The sequence below is a fragment of the Streptomyces sp. CNZ301 genome (assembly GCF_004217425.1).
Window position 1 is genome coordinate 2,765,147 of sequence record NZ_SHLG01000001.1, and the last position, 20,011, is coordinate 2,785,157.

Consider the following 20,011-nt stretch of genomic DNA (forward strand, 5'->3'; position numbering starts at 1 on the left):
GGGAACGGTTCCTCCATAACGCACTGCGCAGGGGGTTCTGGGCGGCCTCGGGCGGCAACTCGGTAGGCATCTCATAAGGTGCCGAGGAGTTGCCGATGTGAGGTGCCGACGAGTTGCCGCCTGTTCGATGTTCCACTGCTGCCGCACAGCAATCCCGCGGCTGTGCTGGCGGCCGGCTGCGAGATGGGGATCCGGTGCCGCCGTCAAACGGCCCTCTCAACCGCGAATGGGGCCAGCGATACGCAAGCCGTCACAGCACTCGACACCGGAGGCGTCACGTCGACAGATACCCGTCCTGCCATTGACGCCACAACCTGAGCCCCGCCCTGGCCGCACATTACTACTGAAATAATCCTGTTCGAGATATAAGAGTCGCGGAATGCATGGGTAGGGGCAGGAGCCGCTCTCACCTGCGACAAACCCACCTGGAGGGGCTTCCACTCTAGTAGGAAGGCCCATTAGAACCCCCATTGGGAGGGGGGATCGGGCCCCCCACAGTGCGAGGGTCAGCCCCTGACCACTCGCCGAGCTCGACAGCGTCGTGGCGCCCCTCTATTGGACCCACCGCACCGCAGGCTGAGGGGGCAAGTGACGGTGTTGATTTCGAAGGATGCGTCCTGCAAGCTACCGGCGAGAATTACAGACGCCCTGAGTGAGCACAAGCTGACAAAGTGCCCGTGGACTGGGTGCAGCACGCGATCGAAGCTCGTCATCACCCTCGCACAGACACACCTGTACCAGCCCAGCTGGTACAACCCCGCCGGCGCCCTGAACGACCTCCTGCAGGTCTACCTCGTCAGCCGCAGCATCCACGCCCCGCCGACGACCCAACGACGGCACTGATCAGCCCAACCGTAGAGGCGCCGTTCGTTCGCAGCCAAGGCCTGTTGCACCAGCTGGAACAAGCCCTCGCCCGCGGCTGGAGGACCGTCCCACGCTTGCCGCGCTCTTTCAGCCTGACGCCACCGGTCTGCGCAACCATCTCGACCATCACCAGCTCGATCGGCTCGAGCAGTTCGCGCACCAACTCGCCAGGGAGTCCCCCCATCGGCAACGCCCGCGTAAACACCCACCTGGAGACCCTGCTCGACATCCTGAAGACCAGCCCGGCCTGGAAGCCAAGCGACAGCCACTACTTCACCCCCTGTTAGAGCACTTCCTGCGATTCCTCTACGAACGATTCGACGCCCAACCCAACCTGTACGGGGAGCGCACCGCCTACCCCGGGCCGCCGCCTCAGAACCCCGACGGCACCGTCACGGCCTGGAACGAGAAGGACCTTCAGGACGACTTCCATGAGCACATCTGCCCTCTCATTGCGGCCAGGCAGTGAAACGGGAGAAGTGGGATGTCGCGGGCGGACGGGCAGATGTCGTCTACACGCCCGAGCCCGGCAGTCGCTTCGTCGCTGAGATCAAATGGCGCACTTGGCGGTGGAAGACCCACTAACCTCGGGCTTTCACGAGGCGTGGTGTCCGATGGGTGATCACGTAAGTAGAAAGTGCCTCTGAGCTGGCGCCGTGGCGGCGTCCTCGCGCGATCCACGATCCGGGGAAGATCCTGATGGACGTGGGCCTTGCGGTCGCGCTGGGCGGTGACTGTCTCGCCGATGTCGGGATGCTGCGGGCCGAGCCGGACGTGTTCGGTCCGGTGGCCTCCGACCCGACCGTCTCCCGCCTGATCGATACCCTCGCCGCGGCCGGGCCGAAGGCTCTGACAGCGATCCGCACCGCGCGGGCGGAAGCCCGCGAGCGGGTCTGGAAGCTGGCCGGCCCTGCGGCACCGGACGCGACCGGGCAGGTGATCGTGGATCTGGACGGGGTGCTGGTCCTGGCGCACTCCGCGAAGCAGGATGCGACACCGACCTGGAAGAGGACCTTCGGTCACCACCCGCTCATCGCCTTCCTCGACCACGGGCCGGGTGGCAGCGGAGAGCCGGTCGCCGCCCTGCTGCGGCCCGGGAACGCAGGCAGCGTGCGACACGAGGTCGCACAGTTTGAGTGATCACATCGATCGGAGGGTTGGCTGATGTCGAGGGTGTAGATCCGGGCCAGTGTCCAAGGCCCGTCCCCGCTTCGACGTGCGTCACTGGCAACGGTGGGGTGCGGAGCTCGAAGAAGACGCCCAAGGGTCCCCGATCCGTCCGGGGGCCACAGGCAAGGGGAAGACCGGACGGGTGAACGCTGGTGAACCCCTGACGATGCCTCGTCACGTTTGGGCTCCGCCAGACGGAAGTCTCCAGCGGAGTGCAGGGACTGGCCGCTGAGAAGCGGCGGGTGCCGGTCGGACAGGTTGCCGCCGACCGGGAGGACACCGCCGTCCCCGGGGTATAGGGGGCACCCACCCCGGTCGCGTCTCAACTGTGTGGAACGTGGAAACCCCGACGGGGTCCGCCCGGGAGACCGGGCGGTGAGCCGACCGCGAGGAAGGCCCAGTCCCCGGGCGGGAACAGGATGGCCCAAGAAGCAAACGCCGGCGGCCGAAAGGCAGCGGGAAGACGGGGCAACATGTTCGGCCCTCCGCCGATCGCCCCGCATAACCGGCCGGATACGGGCACATGCCCGAACCCGAAAGGGTGCCGACGTGGGCCAGGTGAGTCTGTGGAGACCAGATGCTCGAAGCACCGGAACCAAGGGACAAGTTAGACGCCGTGGCCACCGCCGCGGTGAACGGACCCGAGGACGAGATCACCGACTGGCTGGCCGTCGACTGGCAGCAGGTTGAGGACGACGTACGGCGACTTCGGCAGCGCATCTTCACGGCATCGCAGGCAGGGGACCTGAAAAGGGTCCGCAATCTGCAGAAGCTGATGCTCCGCTCCCGTGCCAACACGCTGCTCAGCGTGCGCCGGGTCGCGGAGATCAACGCTGGCCGCACGACCGCCGGGATCGACGGGAAGGTGGTGCTACTGCCCCAGGGCAAGGCCGAACTGGCTGACTGGATGCAGCGATCCTTCGGTTCCTGGAAGTCCCGGCCGGTCAGGCGGGTGTATATCCCCAAGGCAGGAGGGAAGAAACAGCGCCCGCTCGGCATTCCGGTGATCGTTGATCGCGCTCTCCAGGCGCGGGCCCTCAACGCGCTGGAACCCGAGTGGGAGGCACGGTTCGAGCCGAAGTCGTACGGCTTTCGGCCCGGCCGTGGCTGCCACGACGCCATCGAGGCGATCTTCAATGCGGTCGGGGGCAAGAACCCGCACCGCCGGTGGATTCTCGACGCGGACCTGGCAGCGGCGTTCGACCGCATCGACCATGGGCATCTTCTCCACCAGCTCGGCACATTCCCCGCGCGGGATCAGATCAGGCAGTGGCTGAAGGCGGGCGTGGTCGAGCGGGAACAGCTCACCCCGACCGAGGAGGGGACTCCACAAGGCGGGGTGGTCAGCCCGACGCTGTTGAACGTCGCCTTGCACGGGCTTGAGGAAGCCGCCGGGGTCCGGTACTTCCCTGACGGGATGAGACACGCGGGTAAGTCGGAGCCGTGCACCCCCGTGGTGATCCGCTATGCCGACGATCTGGTGGCCTTGTGCGTCAGCGAGGAGCAGGCCCGGCAGGTCAAGCAGCAGCTCGCGGTGTGGCTGGCGCCGAGGGGACTGGCCTTCAACGAGGACAAGACGCGCGTCGTCCGTCTTGAAGAGGGCTTCAATTTCCTCGGGTTCAACGTCCGCCGCTATCGCAACGGCAAGCTGCTGACCAAGCCCAGCAAGGCAGCGGTGCGGCGCATTCGCAGCAGGCTCGCCGCCGAGGTCGGGGCCCTGCACGGGGCCAACGCCGAAGCGGTGATCAACAAGCTCAACCCCGTGATCCGGGGCTGGGCCGCCTACTACCGCACCGGGGTGTCCAAGGAGATCTTCTCCTCTCTGGATCACTACGTGTGGCGGCTCACCTACCGGTGGGGACTGCGGGCGCACCCGAACAAATCGAAACGCTGGGTCGTGGCCCGGTACTTCGGCGCGTTCCACCCGACCAGGCGGGATCGCTGGGTGTTCGGTGACCGGGACACCGGCCGCTTCCTGGTGAAGTTCTCCTGGACGAAGATTGTCCGGCATCGGCTGGTGAAGGGCAGAGCGTCTCCGGACGATCCCGCTCTGACCGGCTACTGGGCCAATCGCCGACGGCGGCGAAAGCCCCCGCTGGGGCGGTTCGTGCTGCGGCTGCTACACGCGCAGCACGGCCGCTGTCCCGGCTGCGGCACTCTGCTGCTGCACGCCGATCAAGAGCCGCAAAGTCCCACCGAGTGGGAACAGTGGCTCACCGCCGTCCGCAAGGCGATCCGCCGCACGGCGCTCGCCACCGAGGACGGCAGCCCACCGGACGACACCGCACGCTGCCTCATGCACGCCCACTGCGCGCGACGGCGCATCGCCGCCCGCGCACCGGGACCAGCAACTCTGCCTGCCCGCGAGCCCGCGGGACTTGCTTGAGCCGTGTGCCTGGAAAGCAGGCACGCACGGTTCTGAGGGGGCCCCGGCGCAGCAATGCGCCGGGGCTACCCGACAACACCGCGACCGACCACATCGAAACGACTCGACTGGCACTGGCCCAGCTGCCGAAGAAGCACCGGCTCGGTCGGCGGACGCTGATCCGCACCGACTCCGGCGGCGGCACCCACGAGTTCGTAGCCTGGCTCGCCCAGCGCGGCCGGTGGCTGTCCTACTCCGTCGGCATGACCATCACCGATGCCATCCACCAAGCCGTACTGAAGGTCCCGGCCACCGCGTGGACGCCGGCCGTCGAACCCGGCGGCGAGATCCGCGACGGCGCCTGGGTCGCCGAACTGTCCGGCGACTGCCTGGGCGGCTGGCCGAAAGGAATACGGCTGATCGTCCGCAAGGAACGACCCCACCCCGGAGCCCAGTTGCGTCTGACCGACGCCGACGGACTGCGGCTCACCTGCTTCGCCACCAACACCACCAGCACTCCGATCGCCGATCTGGAGCTGCGGCACCGCCGACGGGCCCGCGCCGAGGACCGCATCCGCGCCGCCCGCGCCACCGGCCTGCGCAACCTCCCCCTCCACGACACCGCTCAGAACCAGATCTGGCTCGAGATCGCCCAGCTCGCACTCGAGCTGCTGGCCTGGATGCCGATGCTCGCCCTGACCGGCAAAGCCCGGCTCTGGGAACCCCGCCGGCTCCGGCTGCGGCTGTTCTCCGCCGCCGCCCACCTCGTCACCACCGCCCGCAGGCGGCACTTGAGATTCGCCTGCCACTGGCCCTGGACCGACGTCATCACAGACGCGATCGGACGCCTCCAACTGCTGCCCAACCCCGGCTGACCAGCAGCGTTCCAGTCCCTACGAGAGCATCAGCCCAGGCCGGAGCAGTGGAACCCGACGCCCACCCGAGACGACACTCGGGCTCTCGGCCTACCCACCACCAGCCCGGACAGCCGAAACGGTCCACCGAAGAACTCGGCGGACCCTCACGAAAGATCGAGGCTAACGTATCGAGCGGGGCTACCTCATCCTGGACGGCGGCCATCGGGTCGTCGATGTAGCCGAGTTCGGGGAGGGTCTTGCGGGCGTTTGCGAGGGCACTGCGGGTCGGAGTCATGGATGTCGTCGGTGTCCGGCTTGAACGCGGGCACCCGCCTTTTTTTGCACCCCAGACGGTGATGCGCTTGCAGGCGAGGTTGCCGTCGAGTTGCTGGCCTTCCAGGAGGCGATGACGGGCTCGATCAGGGGGCCCGCCCGTCGGACAGTCGCTCTTGTAGGGCTGGCGATTCGCTCACGAGGAACACTTCAGCACGGCAGGACTCCCGGATCAGCCCCGATACGCCTGTGCCACACGTTCCAGCGGCAACAAACGTAACATCACGCCACATACCAATACGGGATCACCGACGCCGAGGTCGTCGACGTCGATGAGCAGTCAGGGGCCGTCGGGGGCGGGGTGTCTGATCAGCTGCCCCAGCCACTCACTCCGAGGGGCCGACGCCGCTATCGCTGCCGCTAGCCACAAAGTCGCTCACGACGAGCGCCAGCTTCGCCGCAGTCCGTTGCTCCATGATGTCGCGAGGGGAAAGGTCGAGCCCGTGACCACGCCCCATGGACACCACCTTGATCGACATAATGCTATCTCCACCGAAGGCGAAAAAGTCGTCGTGGACCCCCACCAACGGTCGGTCGAGGACTTCCGCGAACACCGTGCACAGGATCTGCTCAATGGGGGTACGCGGGGCGTGGTAGGCGTTATCGAGGGATCCAGGTTCGGGGAGGGCCGATCGGTCGAGTTTCCCGTTCGGGGTCATCGGCAATCGATCGAGCATCACATACAGCGGCGGCACCATGAATTCCGGAAGGCGCTGGCCCAGGAACTGACGCAGCTCACTGCCCCACGCGTCGCGCCGTTCGCCACCGGTCGCCGTCTCGTCCGCATGCGGCTCGACCGTGGGGCCGGCACCGACCACATACGCGACCAACTGCTTGCTACTCACCGACCCAGCGACATCGCGCACCACGACCACGGCGTGGAGTACCGCGGGATGCTGCATGAGAGCCGATTCTATCTCGCCCAACTCGATCCGATATCCGCGGACCTTCTCCTGTGTATCCACGCGACCGATGAACTCGAGATCTCCTGCGGCGTTCCAGCGGACCAGGTCTCCCGTGCGATACATCCGCTCGCCCGGCGCTCCGAACGGACACGCAACGAAACGGCTCGCCGTCATGGCAGGACGCCCCAGATAGCCCCGGGCCAGACCTGCTCCCGCCACGTACAACTCGCCGACGACGCCGACGGGAACCGGCTGGATTCGCTCGTCCAGAACGTACACGCAGGTGTTCTGAATCGGGCGACCAATAGACGGCGGGCTGCCGTCCGTGGCCAGATGTGCGCACATGGACGGCATTACCGTGGTCTCTGTCGGACCGTACGCGTTGGCCATCTGCCGATTCGGAGCCCAAGTAGTTACCAGCTCCGGCGAGATCGGCTCGCCGGCGACGATAAGACAGGAGACGCTCGGTAGCGACCCGAGCGGCAGCGCCGCGAGCACGGAAGGCGTGAGCAGGACGTGGGTGACCGCGGCCGCATTGATCGTCTCGACCAACGGCTGTCCGGGCTCGATCCGTTCCTGCGTGTCGACGACGAAGGTGGCCCCGGAGAACAGCGCCATACACAGTTCCCATATCGACGAATCGAAACTCGGCGAATTGAACTGCAGCACTCTGGACTCTGGCGTGACGCTCAATCGATCGATTTGCGCGGCTAGAAGGCTGGCCAGTCCCCGATGAGTGACCGCCACTCCCTTGGGCGTACCCGTCGATCCTGACGTGTAGATGAGGTAGGCGGTATGTGCCATCGCTAGTGGCGCCAGCCGGTCGGTGTCTGTCACGGCGGTCGTCTCACGGTGCGTGAGCGTGGCGATCAGCGCGGGGTCGTCCTGCCGCAAGACGGGCGTCGACCGACCAGCCACGTGTGCAACCGTCGCGGATTCAGCAATGATGACGTGCGCGCCGGAATCCTTCAGCATGAAGTCGATGCGCTCTGCCGGATACGCAGGATCCACGGGCATATAGACGCCTCCCGCCTTCGCGACTGCCAGCGCCGTTATCCAGAGGTCTGGAGAGCGCGTCACCATCACGGCGACGACCACTTCGGTTCGCACACCATGATCGATCAAGAGACGGGCCAGTCGGTTGGACCGGGCGTCGAGATCGCGATAGCTGATCGTCTCGTCACGGAACACGATGGCGGGAGCATCCGGACTCGTCTTGACACGTCGTCCGAAGAGTTCGGGAATCGTGCCGGGGTTCACCTCCGCGCGCGTGTGATTCACGAGATCGAGCAACTGATGTCGCTCGGCCGGGTCGATGATGTCGACGGAGTTCACGGCCACGGTCGGATCTCCGGACGCGATCGTGGCCGCGCGCACGAGACACCGCACCAGTCGGCGCGCGGTGTCCGCGTCGAACACGTCCGTGGCATAGACGATGTCAATGCGCAGGCTCGCCCCATCACGTGGCGAGACGACGATCCGCGCGTCGAACGGCGCGGTTCCCATCCGCTCCGGCGCGGGTCCTGCCGAACGGTCATCGCGACCGTGGCCGGCCCCGCCGTGCCAATCGAACCCCACCTGAGTCAGCGGGTGATGGGCCGTCGGTGGATCGATGACCAGAACCGAAACCACGTCGTCCAGCGCCATACCCTTGTGCTGTTGGGCCGCCCGGGCCCGGTCGTGCACCGCGCTAAGCAACTCCCCGAACGAGATGTCGCCGGGCATGTCGGCGCGCAGGATCCAGCGGTCATCGCCCGATCCGCCCTCCATGCCCGAAAACGCCTCGGCACCGCCCACGTTCAATGCGCCAATCGTCACCGTCGTCTGCCCGGTTAGACGCCGAAGCGTCATCGCCCATGCGGACAGCAGGACGACGGCCGAGGATGCGCCCTGCGCAGCCGCCAGGGCCTCGACTCGGCCCCGAACATCGGCTGCGAGTTCCACGCCGACGACCCCCACGTCGAGAGTCCGATGCGACGGTCGCGGTCGGTCCATCGGCAAGGGCAAGGGCTGAGGCACGTCCGCCAACTCTTGTGCCCAGTACGCGGAGTGTCCGGCGGACCCCGGCTCCGACAGCACGGGCCCACGTGACTCACTGGCGCTCACGATAGAACCAACCCTTCACGCCGCGACCACTCCTCGGGCGCGGCCAACTGAGAGGCCACAGGTGGTCAGGCTTCACGTCGCGGAGGGCGCGTAAAGGACGACCTTTGGGAAAAGAAGTTCAGCCGCTCCTGAACATCATGGAAGTTCCCCTGCGTCACTTCGCCGGTGATCGAGAGGAGTAGCTGGTCTGAGGACTTCGGTCCGTCCAGGTAGCCATCGAGAGCTCCTTCGACCGCAGCAGGATAATCGCGTGTCTTCGAGCGCGTCGGATCCGCGGATGCTGCACTATCCCGCATCTTCCGTACGGTCTTGACCGCGTCGGGTGCCCCCGTCAAGGACTTCGTCTGCGTCCCGCCGAGATTGTTCCGCGGAAGGTGCAGGTGCATGTCTCGCCACGAGAATATGAAGACGCGCAGATCGGCGACGTGACGCTTCAGCCGGGTAACGCCGCTCCCGTCGGGGGCGGCGTCCTCCAGGACCATGACCTCCTGCGCAAACTGTTCATACAGGTCTGTGAACAGGTGGAATCGCATGGCGACGGAGTGGCTGCCACTTGTTAGCCCCAGATTCTCGCGGATCTGGTGGTAATCGAACGTGCTCAGATTATCCACGATCGGCGGCAACGATGCCTCGATCGCTGGATAGAATGACGCGGCGCCGTCGAGCAGTCCGATCGCGCGCGCGTCATCGCCGTCGCGCAGCGCCTTGGTCGCCAACTCGAGCCGATCGTTGATCTCCCTGACCAAGAGCTCGGGAATCTGATGCAATGCGCGGAACTGCGTGAAGTAGGTGTCGCCCGCCAGATGATGTTCATGGACGGCATGACGCAGATGCGAGGAGGCGAGCGCTAACTCCAGCGCATCTGTGGGCTGGGGATGAACCGCGCGAGCCAGATTCGTGGCCCATACGCGCGCGTCGTGATTCACGATGCGCACGCAGTGGAGAATTGCATATGCGCTGTCGGTCAACGATGCCTCGGAGATGGCGGTCCTGACGTCCAGCTCTCCCCGGTCGACAAGTTCGGTCAAAGAGCCGTCGAACGACTCCAGTGCCGTCTTGAACTCGGCGAACGCAGGCGTGTCGTGGAGCGGCCACCGCGGTGCGGTCACCGGCCAGTCGCTGCTGATTCGCAAGGCATCGCTGCTCAACCGCACGAGCAGCCGATGGAAGCTCCGGGTCCACAGCAGCTTGCTCACACACGCATCGACATCACGCGATGCCAGATCGGCGCCGGCACGCGTAAGAAGATCGGCCAAGTTGTACATGGCGATCTCCGACGATTGATAGATCCCGATGAGCAACGCCTCGGGTGTGGCGCCCGGAACCGTCATGCTCGCACGAGCCGCCTCGATGGCGCCGAGGCTCTGCAACTCGTGATAGTTCTCCGCTATGACGCCGCGGTCATTCTTAATCTTGTCCGACTGCATCCGGTCATCCGGCATCTGAAATCCTCCTACACGACGAACTGCAACGCACGCGAAGACCGCGCTTTGCAGCGTTTAGAACTGTCTGACGGCACGTCACGCCCCGCGCACCGGAGTCTCATCCATGAAATCGCGCAGCGACCATGGCCTCATGTCAGTCCACTCACGTTCTATGAACGCTAGGCACGGTTCCCTCCCGTCCGACCCGAAGACACGCTTCCATCCCGCCGGCCTATCGGCGAAGGCCGGCCATAGCGAGTATTGCCCTTCGCTGTTGACTAGAACAAGGAATTTCGCCTCGTCGTCTTCGAACGGATTGTTGCTCATCGTCTACCCCTGCCATCGCTGATCCTCTCCGCCAAGAACGATAGAACGGCCGCTTTCGCACCGAGATCGAGCACCAAGCCTTCTCGGTCTGTCGAGATCTTGACGACTTCCTCCGAGCGATTTCCCACCCAATCCGCCTCCGAATGCGATTCCGAAACCAATTGGAGTACATCCCCGCCCCAATGCGGCCACTTTGCATTATGAGCGGCAATCAAATAGATCAGCCAGTCAGAGAACCAGTCAGCGAAGATCTCAACATCCTTGGCTATGCTGAGGCCCTCAATATCGGGCTGCTGTTGCGCACCGATCGACGTCATCGAGTCGTGGATCTCCCGGGCGATCTCGCCGGGCCGGGCGAGCAGTTCGTCATTGGAGAGTCCACGTGTCACACCGTCGACGACGTCGGCGCCCACCATCTGGGCGATACGTCGCAGGGCTATCCCCCATTGCTCTCGGATCGCCTCGCCCGTCGACGGCTCACCGTCCAGGACCACGAGGGGCACGTCGTAGTGGGGTGACGAAAGCCTTGCCGCCACCTCCTGCGCGATTGAGCCGGCCATGCAGTAGGTCACGACCGCTGCCACCTCAGAACCCACGTCTGTGTGCGGTTCGATTAGCGCGGAGGCGTAGCCTGCGGCGTCGAAGGCGCGGACATAAGGCGGTCGCAGGATCTCGACCATCCGGAACCCGTGGTCCTCCAAGCGAAGCGCCGTCAAAGGTGGCTCGGACCTCAAGCCCACGTAGTCGACGACCAGAATGGTCCGGCGACCTGTGACCGTGCGTTGCTGATCGTCGTACATCGACGTCACCGAGAGCCTTTGGCGTCACTGGCGAGCCGGGTCAACGCCGTGGTGTAAGCGCTCGTCATCGCCTCGAGGTCTTCGTTCGTCCACAGTTGAGCGCTGGCCGATCCTTCCACTCGCATCGCACCGCGGCTCGGCTCGTGAGCGACTTCGATCAGGAAGGGCAAACTCGTTGCGTCCACGATGTGTGATTCATCGATCCAGGCCTCCGGGCGCTTCTCAAACTCGACATAATTGAAGGCGCCGTCGAAAAGTGCATGCCCGGCCATTTCTCTAATCTTCAGGTACGGAAAGTTCCCGAAGGTGGCGATCTGGCGTTCGGCCTCGAAGACCCGCCGGACCAGTTCCGCGCCCGTGGCGTCTACACGACAGTTCAGCGGAAGCAGGTTCAGGAAGAGTCCCACCATCCGCTCCGCCCCGAGTACGGGGGGGCGTCCGTTGATGACCACCCCTGTCGACGGGGCTTCCACGGCACGGAACTCGCCCCACGCCACGAGGTGGGCAGCCAGTGTGAAGCTCTTGATGGGAAGTCCCGTATGCGCCGCGGCGCGCACGAGATCGGTCACAACCTTGGGGTCAACGTCAGCGCGAGTACGCACCGTTTCGCCGCCGATAGGCCGCGAGCGTGCTTGGGGCAGGGACTCGGCATAGGCCGACCAGAACTCTTGAGCATCGCGTGAGTTCAGGGCCTCCCGCTCGAGTCGGACCAGCTCATCCATGCCGGCCACGGCGGGCGGCAGAGCCGGGACCGCTCCTCGCAGTATCGACGCATAGCCGGACATGAGCTCCGAGGCGAACACCGTCTCGCTCCAGCCATCCATGATGGCGTGGTGGAATCCGTAGGTGAGCCAGAACGAGCTGTCATCCGGCACTGAGACGCAGACTCGGAGAAGCGGCGCCGTGGTTAACGCGAATTCCTGGCCGGCGCACGCGACGTCGTCGGTGAGATCGACTTCGTGCTGGCTGGTCCGTACATCGTGCACGTGGACGGGGATCGTCGTCGACGCCTCCGTTACGCGCACCACCTCGTCGTAGTCGGTCAGATTGAATCCGGTCCGCAAGGTTTCGTGCCGGGCCGTGATGATGTCGAGCGCGGAGCGCAGAGCTGTCTCATCGAACGGAAGCCGGACGTGATGGGATACCACGTCCAGGTACACCGCACCCGGTCGCAGTTCGGACTCGAAGAGGAGGCCCTGCTGCAAGAGGCTGGCCGGACCTATCTGCGGTTCCTCCGCCGCCGGCTCGGCCGCAATGGCCGGTGCGGAGGAGGCCGAACCTCCGTCGGGCGCATCTTCGACTGTTGACACGACCTGGCTGAGTTCTCTGATCGTCGGGCTTCTGAGCATGTCGACGAGGGTGGTCACGATCCCGCGCGACTCGGCGTCGACGATGGCTCGAACCGCGAGCATGGAGTTACCGCCCAGAGCGAAAAAGTTGTCGTCGAGCCCGATCGACTTTGTCTCGAGGACGTCGGCCCATACCTGAGACAGGACTCGCTGAATGTCCGTCAGGCTGAGGTCGAGGGTGCCATTGGATTCAGGGTTCATATCCATCCTTCGTCACTGCATCCGCAGGGGGAGCTTCGAATACCCACTCAGCAGGTTCGAGTAAATGGGGAGCGGTTCGCTGGCCAGTTCCAGCTCGCGCACTTCCTCTCGCATCGTCCGCAGCAGGGCCGCCACCTCGATCTTCGCCAGATAGGCACCGATACAGAAGTGCGGACCATGGGACAACGTCACGTGGCGGTTGGGCGCCCGCGTCACGTCGAAGCTCGCGGGATCGCTGAACTCGGCCTCATCGAAATTGGCCGATGACAGCCAGGCGATGATGAGGTCGCCCTCGGCTATCTCACGCGCGCCCAGCGTCGCCGACGCGCTGGCCGTGCGTCCCACGTGCATGACCGGTGTGCTCCACCGGAGCACTTCGTTGACCGCTGCGTCGATGGGCGTCCCTGACCTCAGCAGCGTCCATTGATCGGGACGACGGACGAGCTCCAGAACCCCGCTGATCATGGCGAGTCGCGTCGTCTCATCTCCGCCGAGGATCAGGCTGTAGCAGTTGTAGATGATCTCCTCATGCCGCAGATTCTGGCCGTCGATGGTCCCGTCGATAAGCACATCCATCAACGGAGACCTTGAGGACGACGGCTGACGAGAGCAGTCGGCGACGAAGCGGGTGAAGTAGAGCAGGATTTCGCTCTTGGAACGCATGGTTTCCTCGGCCGTGTGCTCCTCGGTATCCGAGCTGAGGGCCGAACTCGCGTGGCGCAGGATGAACGCCCGGTCCGATGCTGGAATGCCGAACAGATCACAGATGGCCATGAGCGGGATATGGGCCGCCACGTCATGCGCGAACTCGCACGACCCGTCGGCGACCGCGCGACGGATCAGGTCGCGGGTGTTGGCCCGGACGCGGTCGGCCGTCTGACTCAGGGCATCGGGTGTGAGGGCCCTCCATAGCAGCTTGCGAATCGCGGCATGGCGCGGACCGTCCGAGACCGCGAGCATCTGCTGGGCCGCCGTATCACCACCCGCGAGGAGGGTGTTCAGTACGTTTCCCCGGCCGGACGCGAACACATCGGCCGATCTGCACACCTGCACGACGTCGGTGTATCTGGTCACGTTCCAGAATCCCGCAACGCCATCGCGGGCAGGCTGCCACGCCACCGGGTCATGCCGCCGGAGCTGCCGAAGGTGGTCGCGCGCGGCTGTACCCGCGTGGAATCCCGGATCGGCGAGGTCCGCTGTCGGCTCTACGGGCGTGGTGAACGTCATGTCGCTCCCGCCATATCTGCGTGGCTATTCATATTTCAACCAATTCCCGCGCTGCCACGGCGGATTCGGTGCCGTCCATATCAAGTCGATAGACGACGTGGTCGAGGAGTCTGTCGACCTGATTCAGCATCTCTTCGTGGGTCTTCGAGTACCCAGAGATGACATCAAGCGGATTGGTCATGACGTCCAGGTCCAGTGGATCGCCCTTCTGGTAGTAGGGCGTGTATTGCGAGACGCCCTCGAGAGCGGTGACCGTGGCCGCATGTGGGTTCGCCATCAACCGGGCTGGCCGCCTCGGGGCCGGCGTGTTGTATTGCCAAAACACCCCGGGAGGGGGACTGAACATCGACGGCGCCGGATCCACTCCGAGCGCGATGGTCCCCGCGATCTCGATCGGCGATGGGACGCCGGTGCGTCGCGCGAGCTCGTGGATGTGGCCGCCGAGTCGACCGTTGATCTCGATGATGCGAGGTCCGTCAGGTGTCAATTTGATCTCGGTCTGCGTCACGCCCCGACGCACGTCCAACGCGGTAAGGCCAGCGGTCGCGAGGTTCAATGACGCGCGCCGGATGTCCTCGTCCAGCAAGGCGGGCCAGAACTGTCCGACCTCTCGGAACGGCGCCGCGAGGGCGAACTTGCCGGTCACCGCCAGATGGTTGATGCGCCCGTCCACGACGGCACTCTCGATCGAGATGTAGTCCCCGACCCCGGCTGGCATCCGACGACCGACCAGCAGCTCTTCGATGACCAGCCCTGCCGGGAGATACCTATCGAGGAGCGCGTCGACGAGCTGCGCCCCTCGGTCCGGGTGAGTGATCACATGCGTATCCCGACTGGCCCCACCTCGGGCGGGCTTCAGGATGACTGGCGCGTCGAATTCCGCCATCGCCGCGGCGACGTCAGCGCGGGTCTTAATGCGACGGGTCGCGGTCGCGTCCACACCGCGTTCGCGCAGGCACAGCCGCTGCAGATGCTTGTCCTTGAGGCACCCCAAGGTCGGTTCCTGATGGTAGGAGAGACCCAAATGCCTCGCGAGCTCGGCGGTGGGTTCCACCATGTCCTCGCTGAACGTCACGATGCCCGCGGGTGTGAACCTCCGCAAGCGATCAGCGGACCGGCTCCCCGAGGACCCGAGAACCACCGACTCGCCCAGCCTCTCCACCACGTTGAGGGCTCGCTCACCATGTTCCGACGGGGCCACAGCGAACACAGGCTGCGCGATGGCGGACAGCCCGGCGTAAGCCTCGAGCGGGTCTACCGCGCCCTTGTCGTAGACGACGATCAGCTTCTTCATGCGTCCGCGGTCTCCAGAGCGCTCACGAATCCACCGAAGGTGCTGTTCTTGAGCAGCAGCTTCACCGGCACCTTGCGGCCGAGGCGGCTGCTGAGGCGTGCGCAGAGGCGCAGCGCCTTCAGGCTGGTGCCGCCAGTCTGGAAGAAGTTGTCAGTCTCCGCCGGGACGGCTCCGTTCAGGATCTCCGCCCATGCGGTAGCTGCGTGTTCCCGGGTGTGGTTGACGATTTCGTCGGTCAACGTGTCTCCCTCGAGAGGGCAACCGGCAAGCGGTCGATACCCCACATGAAATTGGACCTCATACGCTCCACCGGGCCGGTGATCTCCATATGCCCCGCCCGTTCCGCCAACACCTGCAGCAGCACCTTCAGCTCGACCCGTGCCAGAGGCGCTCCCAGGCAGAAATGCGGCCCTATCCCGAACGTAAGGTGCCGGTTGGGTGTACGTCCGAGGTCGAATCGGTCCGGGTCTGGGAAGACGCTCTCGTCCCGGTTTGCCGAGGCGTTCCACAGCACCACGGCTTCGCCGGCACGAACGTGCTGCCCGCCGACCTCCACGTCCTGCATGGCGACGCGCATGACGTGCAGGGCGGGACTGGTGTAGCGGAGCACCTCGTCGACTGCGGACTCGATGTCGACCTCGCCCGCCTTCAGACGCTGCCACTCCTCTGGGTTCTCGATGAGCGCGATCAGCCCGGCGGACGAGCCATGACGGGTCGTCTCGTTCGCACCGGTGACGAGTCCGTCACAATTGAGCATGACTTCTTCGTTGGTGAGCTTGCGTCCGCCCAGGTCGCCCCGGATCAGTGCGCTGACCACATCGTCCCCGGGGTTGCGTCGGCGCTCTTCCACGAGATCCGTGTAATAGAGGAAGATCTCCGCGTGGGCTTCGGTTTTCCGCAGCTGGTCCATAGGGCACCCGCTGGAGGTTCCTACGGATGCACCGAAGGCCTGGCTGGTCAGCTCGATCATCGTCGAGCGTTCCGCCTGCGGCACGTTCATGATGTCGCAGATGATCGCCGCGGGCAGGACTGCGGCGATCTCCTCGACGAAGTCGACGCTGTCTTTCTCCAGCGCCTGCTCGACCAGCGGCTCGATCACCCGGCGCATGGATTCCTCGAGCGAAGCCACCACCCGGGGTACGAATGCCGAGTTCATCAGCTTGCGCAGGTGAGGGTGGACGGGCGGGTCGCTGACAATCAGCATCTTGCCAGCCGCCGCCTTAACCGCGGCTGGGTCGGAGTCGACCCGCATGCCCAGCTCGGAGGTGAAAGCACTGGAGTTGCGGTAGACCTGGAGGGCTGGCTGGTACGACATGACAGACCAGAATCCGGGGCCGGGTGCGTGCTCGGTCCAGACGACAGGTGTCGTGGCACGTAGTTGTGCCCAAACGGCGATCGGATCGCCGGACTCGTAAAGGCCGGGGTCCGCGACGTCGATGATGTCGGACACAGCTCACGCTCCCTTCCGAACAGCAAAGGCCTCGTAGATTTCGGTTCCGCGCAACAGCGCATCCTGCTCGAGAGCGACCGCGAACCCGTGCTTCTGCAACAGTGAGGTGAACCCTTCGAGCGCACCGTCGATGTCGTGGACTTCGGCGACAACTTGTCGAACCTTCGGCCAGTCCTCGTCCGCCAGGCCGCGTAGCACCTCCAGTTCGCTCTTCTCGACGTCGATCTTCAGGAGATCGACCGTAGTAATGCCGCGCTCGGCGATCACCTCCGACAGGGTCCGCACCGGACATTCGACGGCCTGCGTCGTGTGCCGGCCGCTGACCATGTCGTCGGCGTCCTCTTCGTCGAGCCCGCTGCGCATCAGGAACGTGCGCATCAGGGCCGACTCAGCCTCCGGATCGGCATGGAAGCCCGACATCGAAGTCGAATCCGGATAGTAGGTCAAGGTGGCGGCACCCGAATGATCGGAGAGCGCGCAGGGTGTCGTATGCCCCTGAATGCCGTGCAGGGAAAAGTTCCCCTGCAGCGCCGCATACGGAATGGGCGCCGGCTCGAAGGCATGAAACGTCAGCCCCTGGCATTCCCGATGCAGAAACAACGAGGCCATGCCGATATTTGCACCGACATCGAGTACCGTATCCCCGGGGCTGAGTGATATTGCGTGCTGCATATAGCAGCGTTCGACAAATATGTCTCGGTATAGCAGGGCGGTCTCCCCTGCATTGACATGGCTCACCGTCAGCCCATTGGGGAGTTTCATCGCTTGCATTACCACGCCCCTTCTAGGGAAATACCCTGGACTAGCGAACCCCTTAGGTCGCGGAAGAGCTGAGTGCTTCTCGAAGACTCAGTGGTCTCATGTCCGTCCAGACGGCCTCCACGTGACGCATGCATTCCTCTTCTGTTCCGGTGCACCCAGCGTCCTGCCATCCCATGGGAATCGGCAGGTCAGCGGGGTGCAGCCCGTACTGTTGCTCCGAGTTGACGAGAACGGACCAGGTGAGAGTGGTGGCGTCGGCCATGAGTCGCTCCAATGGCTGAGGGGAGAAACATGCGGATACCAGACTGGTCTCCAGGTGCTGCCGGCGGGCCACTCTCGCAAGATCGAGCTCGACGAGAATGCGCTGCAATCACTTTCACGGTGTACAAGAGTGGCGCATGCCTGACCCAATGCATCGACCAAACAGTACGAGCGCGGCACCAGATAATCAACCCTTGTTCTTGTACGGTGATGATGATATACCGATGAATCCATCCGGTGCTCACACCGTCATGGCGGTTACCGAAACAAACCGGCCAGGCCATTCAACTACGCGCCTTGCGCGGTCCACGGTCAAGCGGAGGGGGAAATTCCATACGTCTCTCATGCGCGGGAGGTGCACAGTTGAGCGGACGGGGAAATTCCATATACCCCTCACGCACGGGAGGCGCTCAGTTGAGCGCTCATGAAGAGGTTCCCTTTACTCAGTGACGGAAGTGGGTTTCAGGCAATGACTGCACGACAGGATGTCGTGGATATCGCAGCGTGGGACGACGAAGGAACAACAGCCGGAGCTCCCTTCAATCCCGCAGCAGCAGTTGCCGTGCACGCTTGCAGGACTCCTGGAACCGCGGCTGTGCGCGCGTATGACGGCACCTACACGTTCGGGGAGTTGAACGAGCGGGCGGACGCGATCGCCGCCGAACTGCTGCGCCTGGGCGTGGGCCCGGAGACGGCCGTGGGGGCGCATCTCGACCGGTCCCGCGATCTGGTAGCCACGCTTATCGGCACTTGGCGGACAGGCGCCGTATTCGTAGCGCTCGACCCGGATCATCCGGACGCCCGGTTGTCTACCCTGGTCCAGGACTCCGGCGTCGCAGCGGTCGTGTCCCGCGATAAGGCTGCATTCGCGGCCGGCCAGGTCACACACATCGACCCGGCAGTCGCCAGCGCATCGCCGTCAGCCGTTCTGCCCGGCCCACTGTCCCCGCATTCCATGGCGTACATCGTCTACACCTCGGGCACAACGGGCGCTCCCAAGGGTGTCGGTATCACCTACGGAAACATCACCAACCTACTCGCCGCCGTCGACACCCTGGCGCCGGGCAAAGGCCTCGAGGGCGGCAATGTACTGGCCCCCTCCTTCGACGGCTGGCTCTGGTCCACGCTCATCCCTCTGGTGAACGGGCGGGGCGTTGTGCTCTCGGACCCGCGGGACGAGGGCAGCTCGCTGCTTCGTGGCGAGGTGGCCTTCATGACGGCCACCCCCTCTCTTCTCGCCGTCAACGAACCACCAGCACCGGAGGCGGGCCTCCAGACCCTGGTCTCTGCGGGTGAGGCATGCGCGCCCGACCTCGCGTCCCGCTGGGCGAGCGGACGGCGGTTCATCAACGCCTACGGACCGACAGAGACGACCATCTGCGCGACATGGGCGGATACGGACGCTGGAGACGACCCGTCGACCATCGGCCGCCCTCTGCCCAACTACCGCATTCAGGTCCTGGACGAACGGCTGCGTCCGGTCGCGCCTGGGGACGTCGGTGAACTGTGTATCTCCGGTGCTGGTGTCGGCCGCGGCTATCTGAATCGGCCTGGCCTCACAGCCGCGCGGTTCCCGCCCGACCCGTCGGGAGATGGCGAGCGGATGTATCGCACCGGCGACCTCGTGCGCAGCCGTCCCGACGGAGCACTCGAATACATCGGGCGGGTCGATGGCCAGCTCAAGATCCGGGGTTTTCGCGTGGAGCCCGGCGAGGTTGAGAGTGCCGCGCGGGCATTGCCCGACGTGCGGGCCGCCGTGGCTTTCGCCGCGTCTGTAGCCAGTGACTCCATACTTGCCTTGGCTGTGGTCCCCGAGGCCGATGGGGTACTTGAGCCCGACGGGGTACGGGATGCACTTCAGGCAGAACTGCCCGGACATCTGGTTCCGTCCAAGATCCTGCGTCTGGACCATATACCACAGACCATCGCAGGCAAGGCGGATCTGACCCAGCTGGCGCGGCTGGTCCAGGAGGCCGACCAGACGATGCCGGCGGCTGGTCTCAATACGCCGACACAGGAACTCGTTGCCGAGGTCTGGGCCGCCGTGCTTGAGGCGCCGATCAACAGCGCTGACGCGGACTTCTTTGAACTCGGTGGCCATTCACTGATCGCCACGCGCGTCGTCGCCTTGCTCCGCGACCGCCTCGGCGTGCGCCTGACGATGCGCCAACTGTTCGCCTCCCGCACCGTCAAAGCGCTGGCAGCCAAGCTCGACGAACTGGTCGCCACCCAATCGGCCGACGCCTGAGCCCCGGCCCGACACCCCGACCTCAGCCTAGGAGCCTGTCATCTCAACTCGCCACACGAGCCCCTCCG

General features: G+C 64.9%; 13 protein-coding genes and 2 pseudogenes. 4 read left to right on the plus strand and 11 right to left on the minus strand.

The genetic code is table 11. The features are described from left to right. Window positions 1-1,506: 1,506 nt before the first annotated feature. The 3 genes and pseudogenes from EV375_RS11805 to EV375_RS11815 all read left to right on the plus strand — a co-directional run. Window positions 1,507-2,004 (plus strand): annotated as a pseudogene (locus EV375_RS11805) (transposase); the annotation flags it as partial. A gap of 646 nt (window positions 2,005-2,650) precedes the next feature. Beyond that, entirely contained in the window at window positions 2,651-4,420 is a 1,770-nt protein-coding gene (gene ltrA, locus EV375_RS11810; RefSeq protein ID WP_486588428.1) for a group II intron reverse transcriptase/maturase, read from the plus strand. Window positions 4,421-4,491: 71 nt separating this feature from the next. After that, a pseudogene (locus tag EV375_RS11815) lies at window positions 4,492-5,274 on the plus strand (IS1380 family transposase); the annotation flags it as partial. A gap of 641 nt (window positions 5,275-5,915) precedes the next feature. On the opposite strand, the gene EV375_RS11820 reads toward EV375_RS11815, so the two are convergent. The 11 genes from EV375_RS11820 to EV375_RS11870 all read right to left on the minus strand — a co-directional run bounded on the left by EV375_RS11820 (window position 5,916) and on the right by EV375_RS11870 (window position 17,696). Continuing rightward, window positions 5,916-8,600 (minus strand): non-ribosomal peptide synthetase, encoded by a 2,685-nt coding sequence (locus EV375_RS11820; RefSeq protein WP_486588429.1) that lies wholly within the window; start codon window positions 8,598-8,600, stop codon window positions 5,916-5,918. Between the two features lie 65 nt (window positions 8,601-8,665). Continuing rightward, window positions 8,666-10,042, minus strand: a complete 1,377-nt coding sequence (locus EV375_RS11825) for a hypothetical protein (RefSeq protein WP_130299404.1) — start codon at window positions 10,040-10,042, stop codon at window positions 8,666-8,668. 78 nt (window positions 10,043-10,120) lie between these two features. Further along, window positions 10,121-10,351: an MbtH family protein gene (locus EV375_RS11830; protein WP_130299405.1), complete on the minus strand. Its 231-nt coding sequence runs from the start codon at window positions 10,349-10,351 to the stop codon at window positions 10,121-10,123. After that, window positions 10,348-11,151, minus strand: a complete 804-nt coding sequence (locus EV375_RS11835) for a hypothetical protein (RefSeq protein WP_130299406.1) — start codon at window positions 11,149-11,151, stop codon at window positions 10,348-10,350. The genes EV375_RS11830 and EV375_RS11835 overlap by 4 nt, the downstream gene beginning before the upstream one ends. A 5-nt stretch (window positions 11,152-11,156) precedes the next feature. After that, window positions 11,157-12,701, minus strand: coding sequence for a condensation domain-containing protein (locus EV375_RS11840; protein WP_165434711.1), 1,545 nt, complete (start codon window positions 12,699-12,701; stop codon window positions 11,157-11,159). Window positions 12,702-12,713: 12 nt separating this feature from the next. Further along, complete coding sequence (locus tag EV375_RS11845; RefSeq protein WP_130299408.1) at window positions 12,714-13,928, minus strand: cytochrome P450; 1,215 nt, start codon at window positions 13,926-13,928, stop codon at window positions 12,714-12,716. A 28-nt stretch (window positions 13,929-13,956) separates the two neighbouring features. Beyond that, window positions 13,957-15,222: an ATP-grasp domain-containing protein gene (locus EV375_RS11850; protein WP_130299409.1), complete on the minus strand. Its 1,266-nt coding sequence runs from the start codon at window positions 15,220-15,222 to the stop codon at window positions 13,957-13,959. Further along, window positions 15,219-15,461: a phosphopantetheine-binding protein gene (locus tag EV375_RS11855; protein WP_165434712.1), complete on the minus strand. Its 243-nt coding sequence runs from the start codon at window positions 15,459-15,461 to the stop codon at window positions 15,219-15,221. Before EV375_RS11855 ends, EV375_RS11850 begins: the two co-directional genes overlap by 4 nt. Beyond that, window positions 15,458-16,672 (minus strand): cytochrome P450, encoded by a 1,215-nt coding sequence (locus EV375_RS11860; protein ID WP_130299411.1) that lies wholly within the window; start codon window positions 16,670-16,672, stop codon window positions 15,458-15,460. The genes EV375_RS11855 and EV375_RS11860 overlap by 4 nt, the downstream gene beginning before the upstream one ends. Window positions 16,673-16,675: 3 nt before the next feature. After that, window positions 16,676-17,443 (minus strand): FkbM family methyltransferase, encoded by a 768-nt coding sequence (locus EV375_RS11865; RefSeq protein ID WP_130299412.1) that lies wholly within the window; start codon window positions 17,441-17,443, stop codon window positions 16,676-16,678. Between the two features lie 43 nt (window positions 17,444-17,486). After that, on the minus strand, window positions 17,487-17,696 hold the full coding sequence (locus EV375_RS11870) for an MbtH family NRPS accessory protein (protein ID WP_130299413.1): 210 nt from the start codon (window positions 17,694-17,696) through the stop codon (window positions 17,487-17,489). A 468-nt stretch (window positions 17,697-18,164) separates the two neighbouring features. On the opposite strand from EV375_RS11870, the gene EV375_RS11875 reads away from it, so the two are divergent. Then, a complete protein-coding gene (locus EV375_RS11875) occupies window positions 18,165-19,943 on the plus strand; it encodes a non-ribosomal peptide synthetase (protein ID WP_486588430.1) in 1,779 nt (592 codons plus the stop codon). Window positions 19,944-20,011: the final 68 nt, after the last annotated feature.

What these genes read in the sequence shown, in the direction of transcription:
- EV375_RS11830 (WP_130299405.1), bottom strand. Translation starts at nt 10,351, where the DNA reads ATGAGCAACAATCCGTTCGAAGACGACGAGGCGAAATTCCTTGTTCTA.
- EV375_RS11840 (WP_165434711.1), bottom strand. Translation starts at nt 12,701, where the DNA reads ATGAACCCTGAATCCAATGGCACCCTCGACCTCAGCCTGACGGACATT.
- EV375_RS11845 (WP_130299408.1), bottom strand. Translation starts at nt 13,928, where the DNA reads ATGACGTTCACCACGCCCGTAGAGCCGACAGCGGACCTCGCCGATCCG.
- EV375_RS11850 (WP_130299409.1), bottom strand. Translation starts at nt 15,222, where the DNA reads ATGAAGAAGCTGATCGTCGTCTACGACAAGGGCGCGGTAGACCCGCTC.
- EV375_RS11870 (WP_130299413.1), bottom strand. Translation starts at nt 17,696, where the DNA reads ATGGCCGACGCCACCACTCTCACCTGGTCCGTTCTCGTCAACTCGGAG.
- EV375_RS11865 (WP_130299412.1), bottom strand. Translation starts at nt 17,443, where the DNA reads ATGCAAGCGATGAAACTCCCCAATGGGCTGACGGTGAGCCATGTCAAT.
- EV375_RS11835 (WP_130299406.1), bottom strand. Translation starts at nt 11,151, where the DNA reads ATGTACGACGATCAGCAACGCACGGTCACAGGTCGCCGGACCATTCTG.
- EV375_RS11875 (WP_486588430.1), top strand. Translation starts at nt 18,165, where the DNA reads ATGACTGCACGACAGGATGTCGTGGATATCGCAGCGTGGGACGACGAA.
- EV375_RS11825 (WP_130299404.1), bottom strand. Translation starts at nt 10,042, where the DNA reads ATGCCGGATGACCGGATGCAGTCGGACAAGATTAAGAATGACCGCGGC.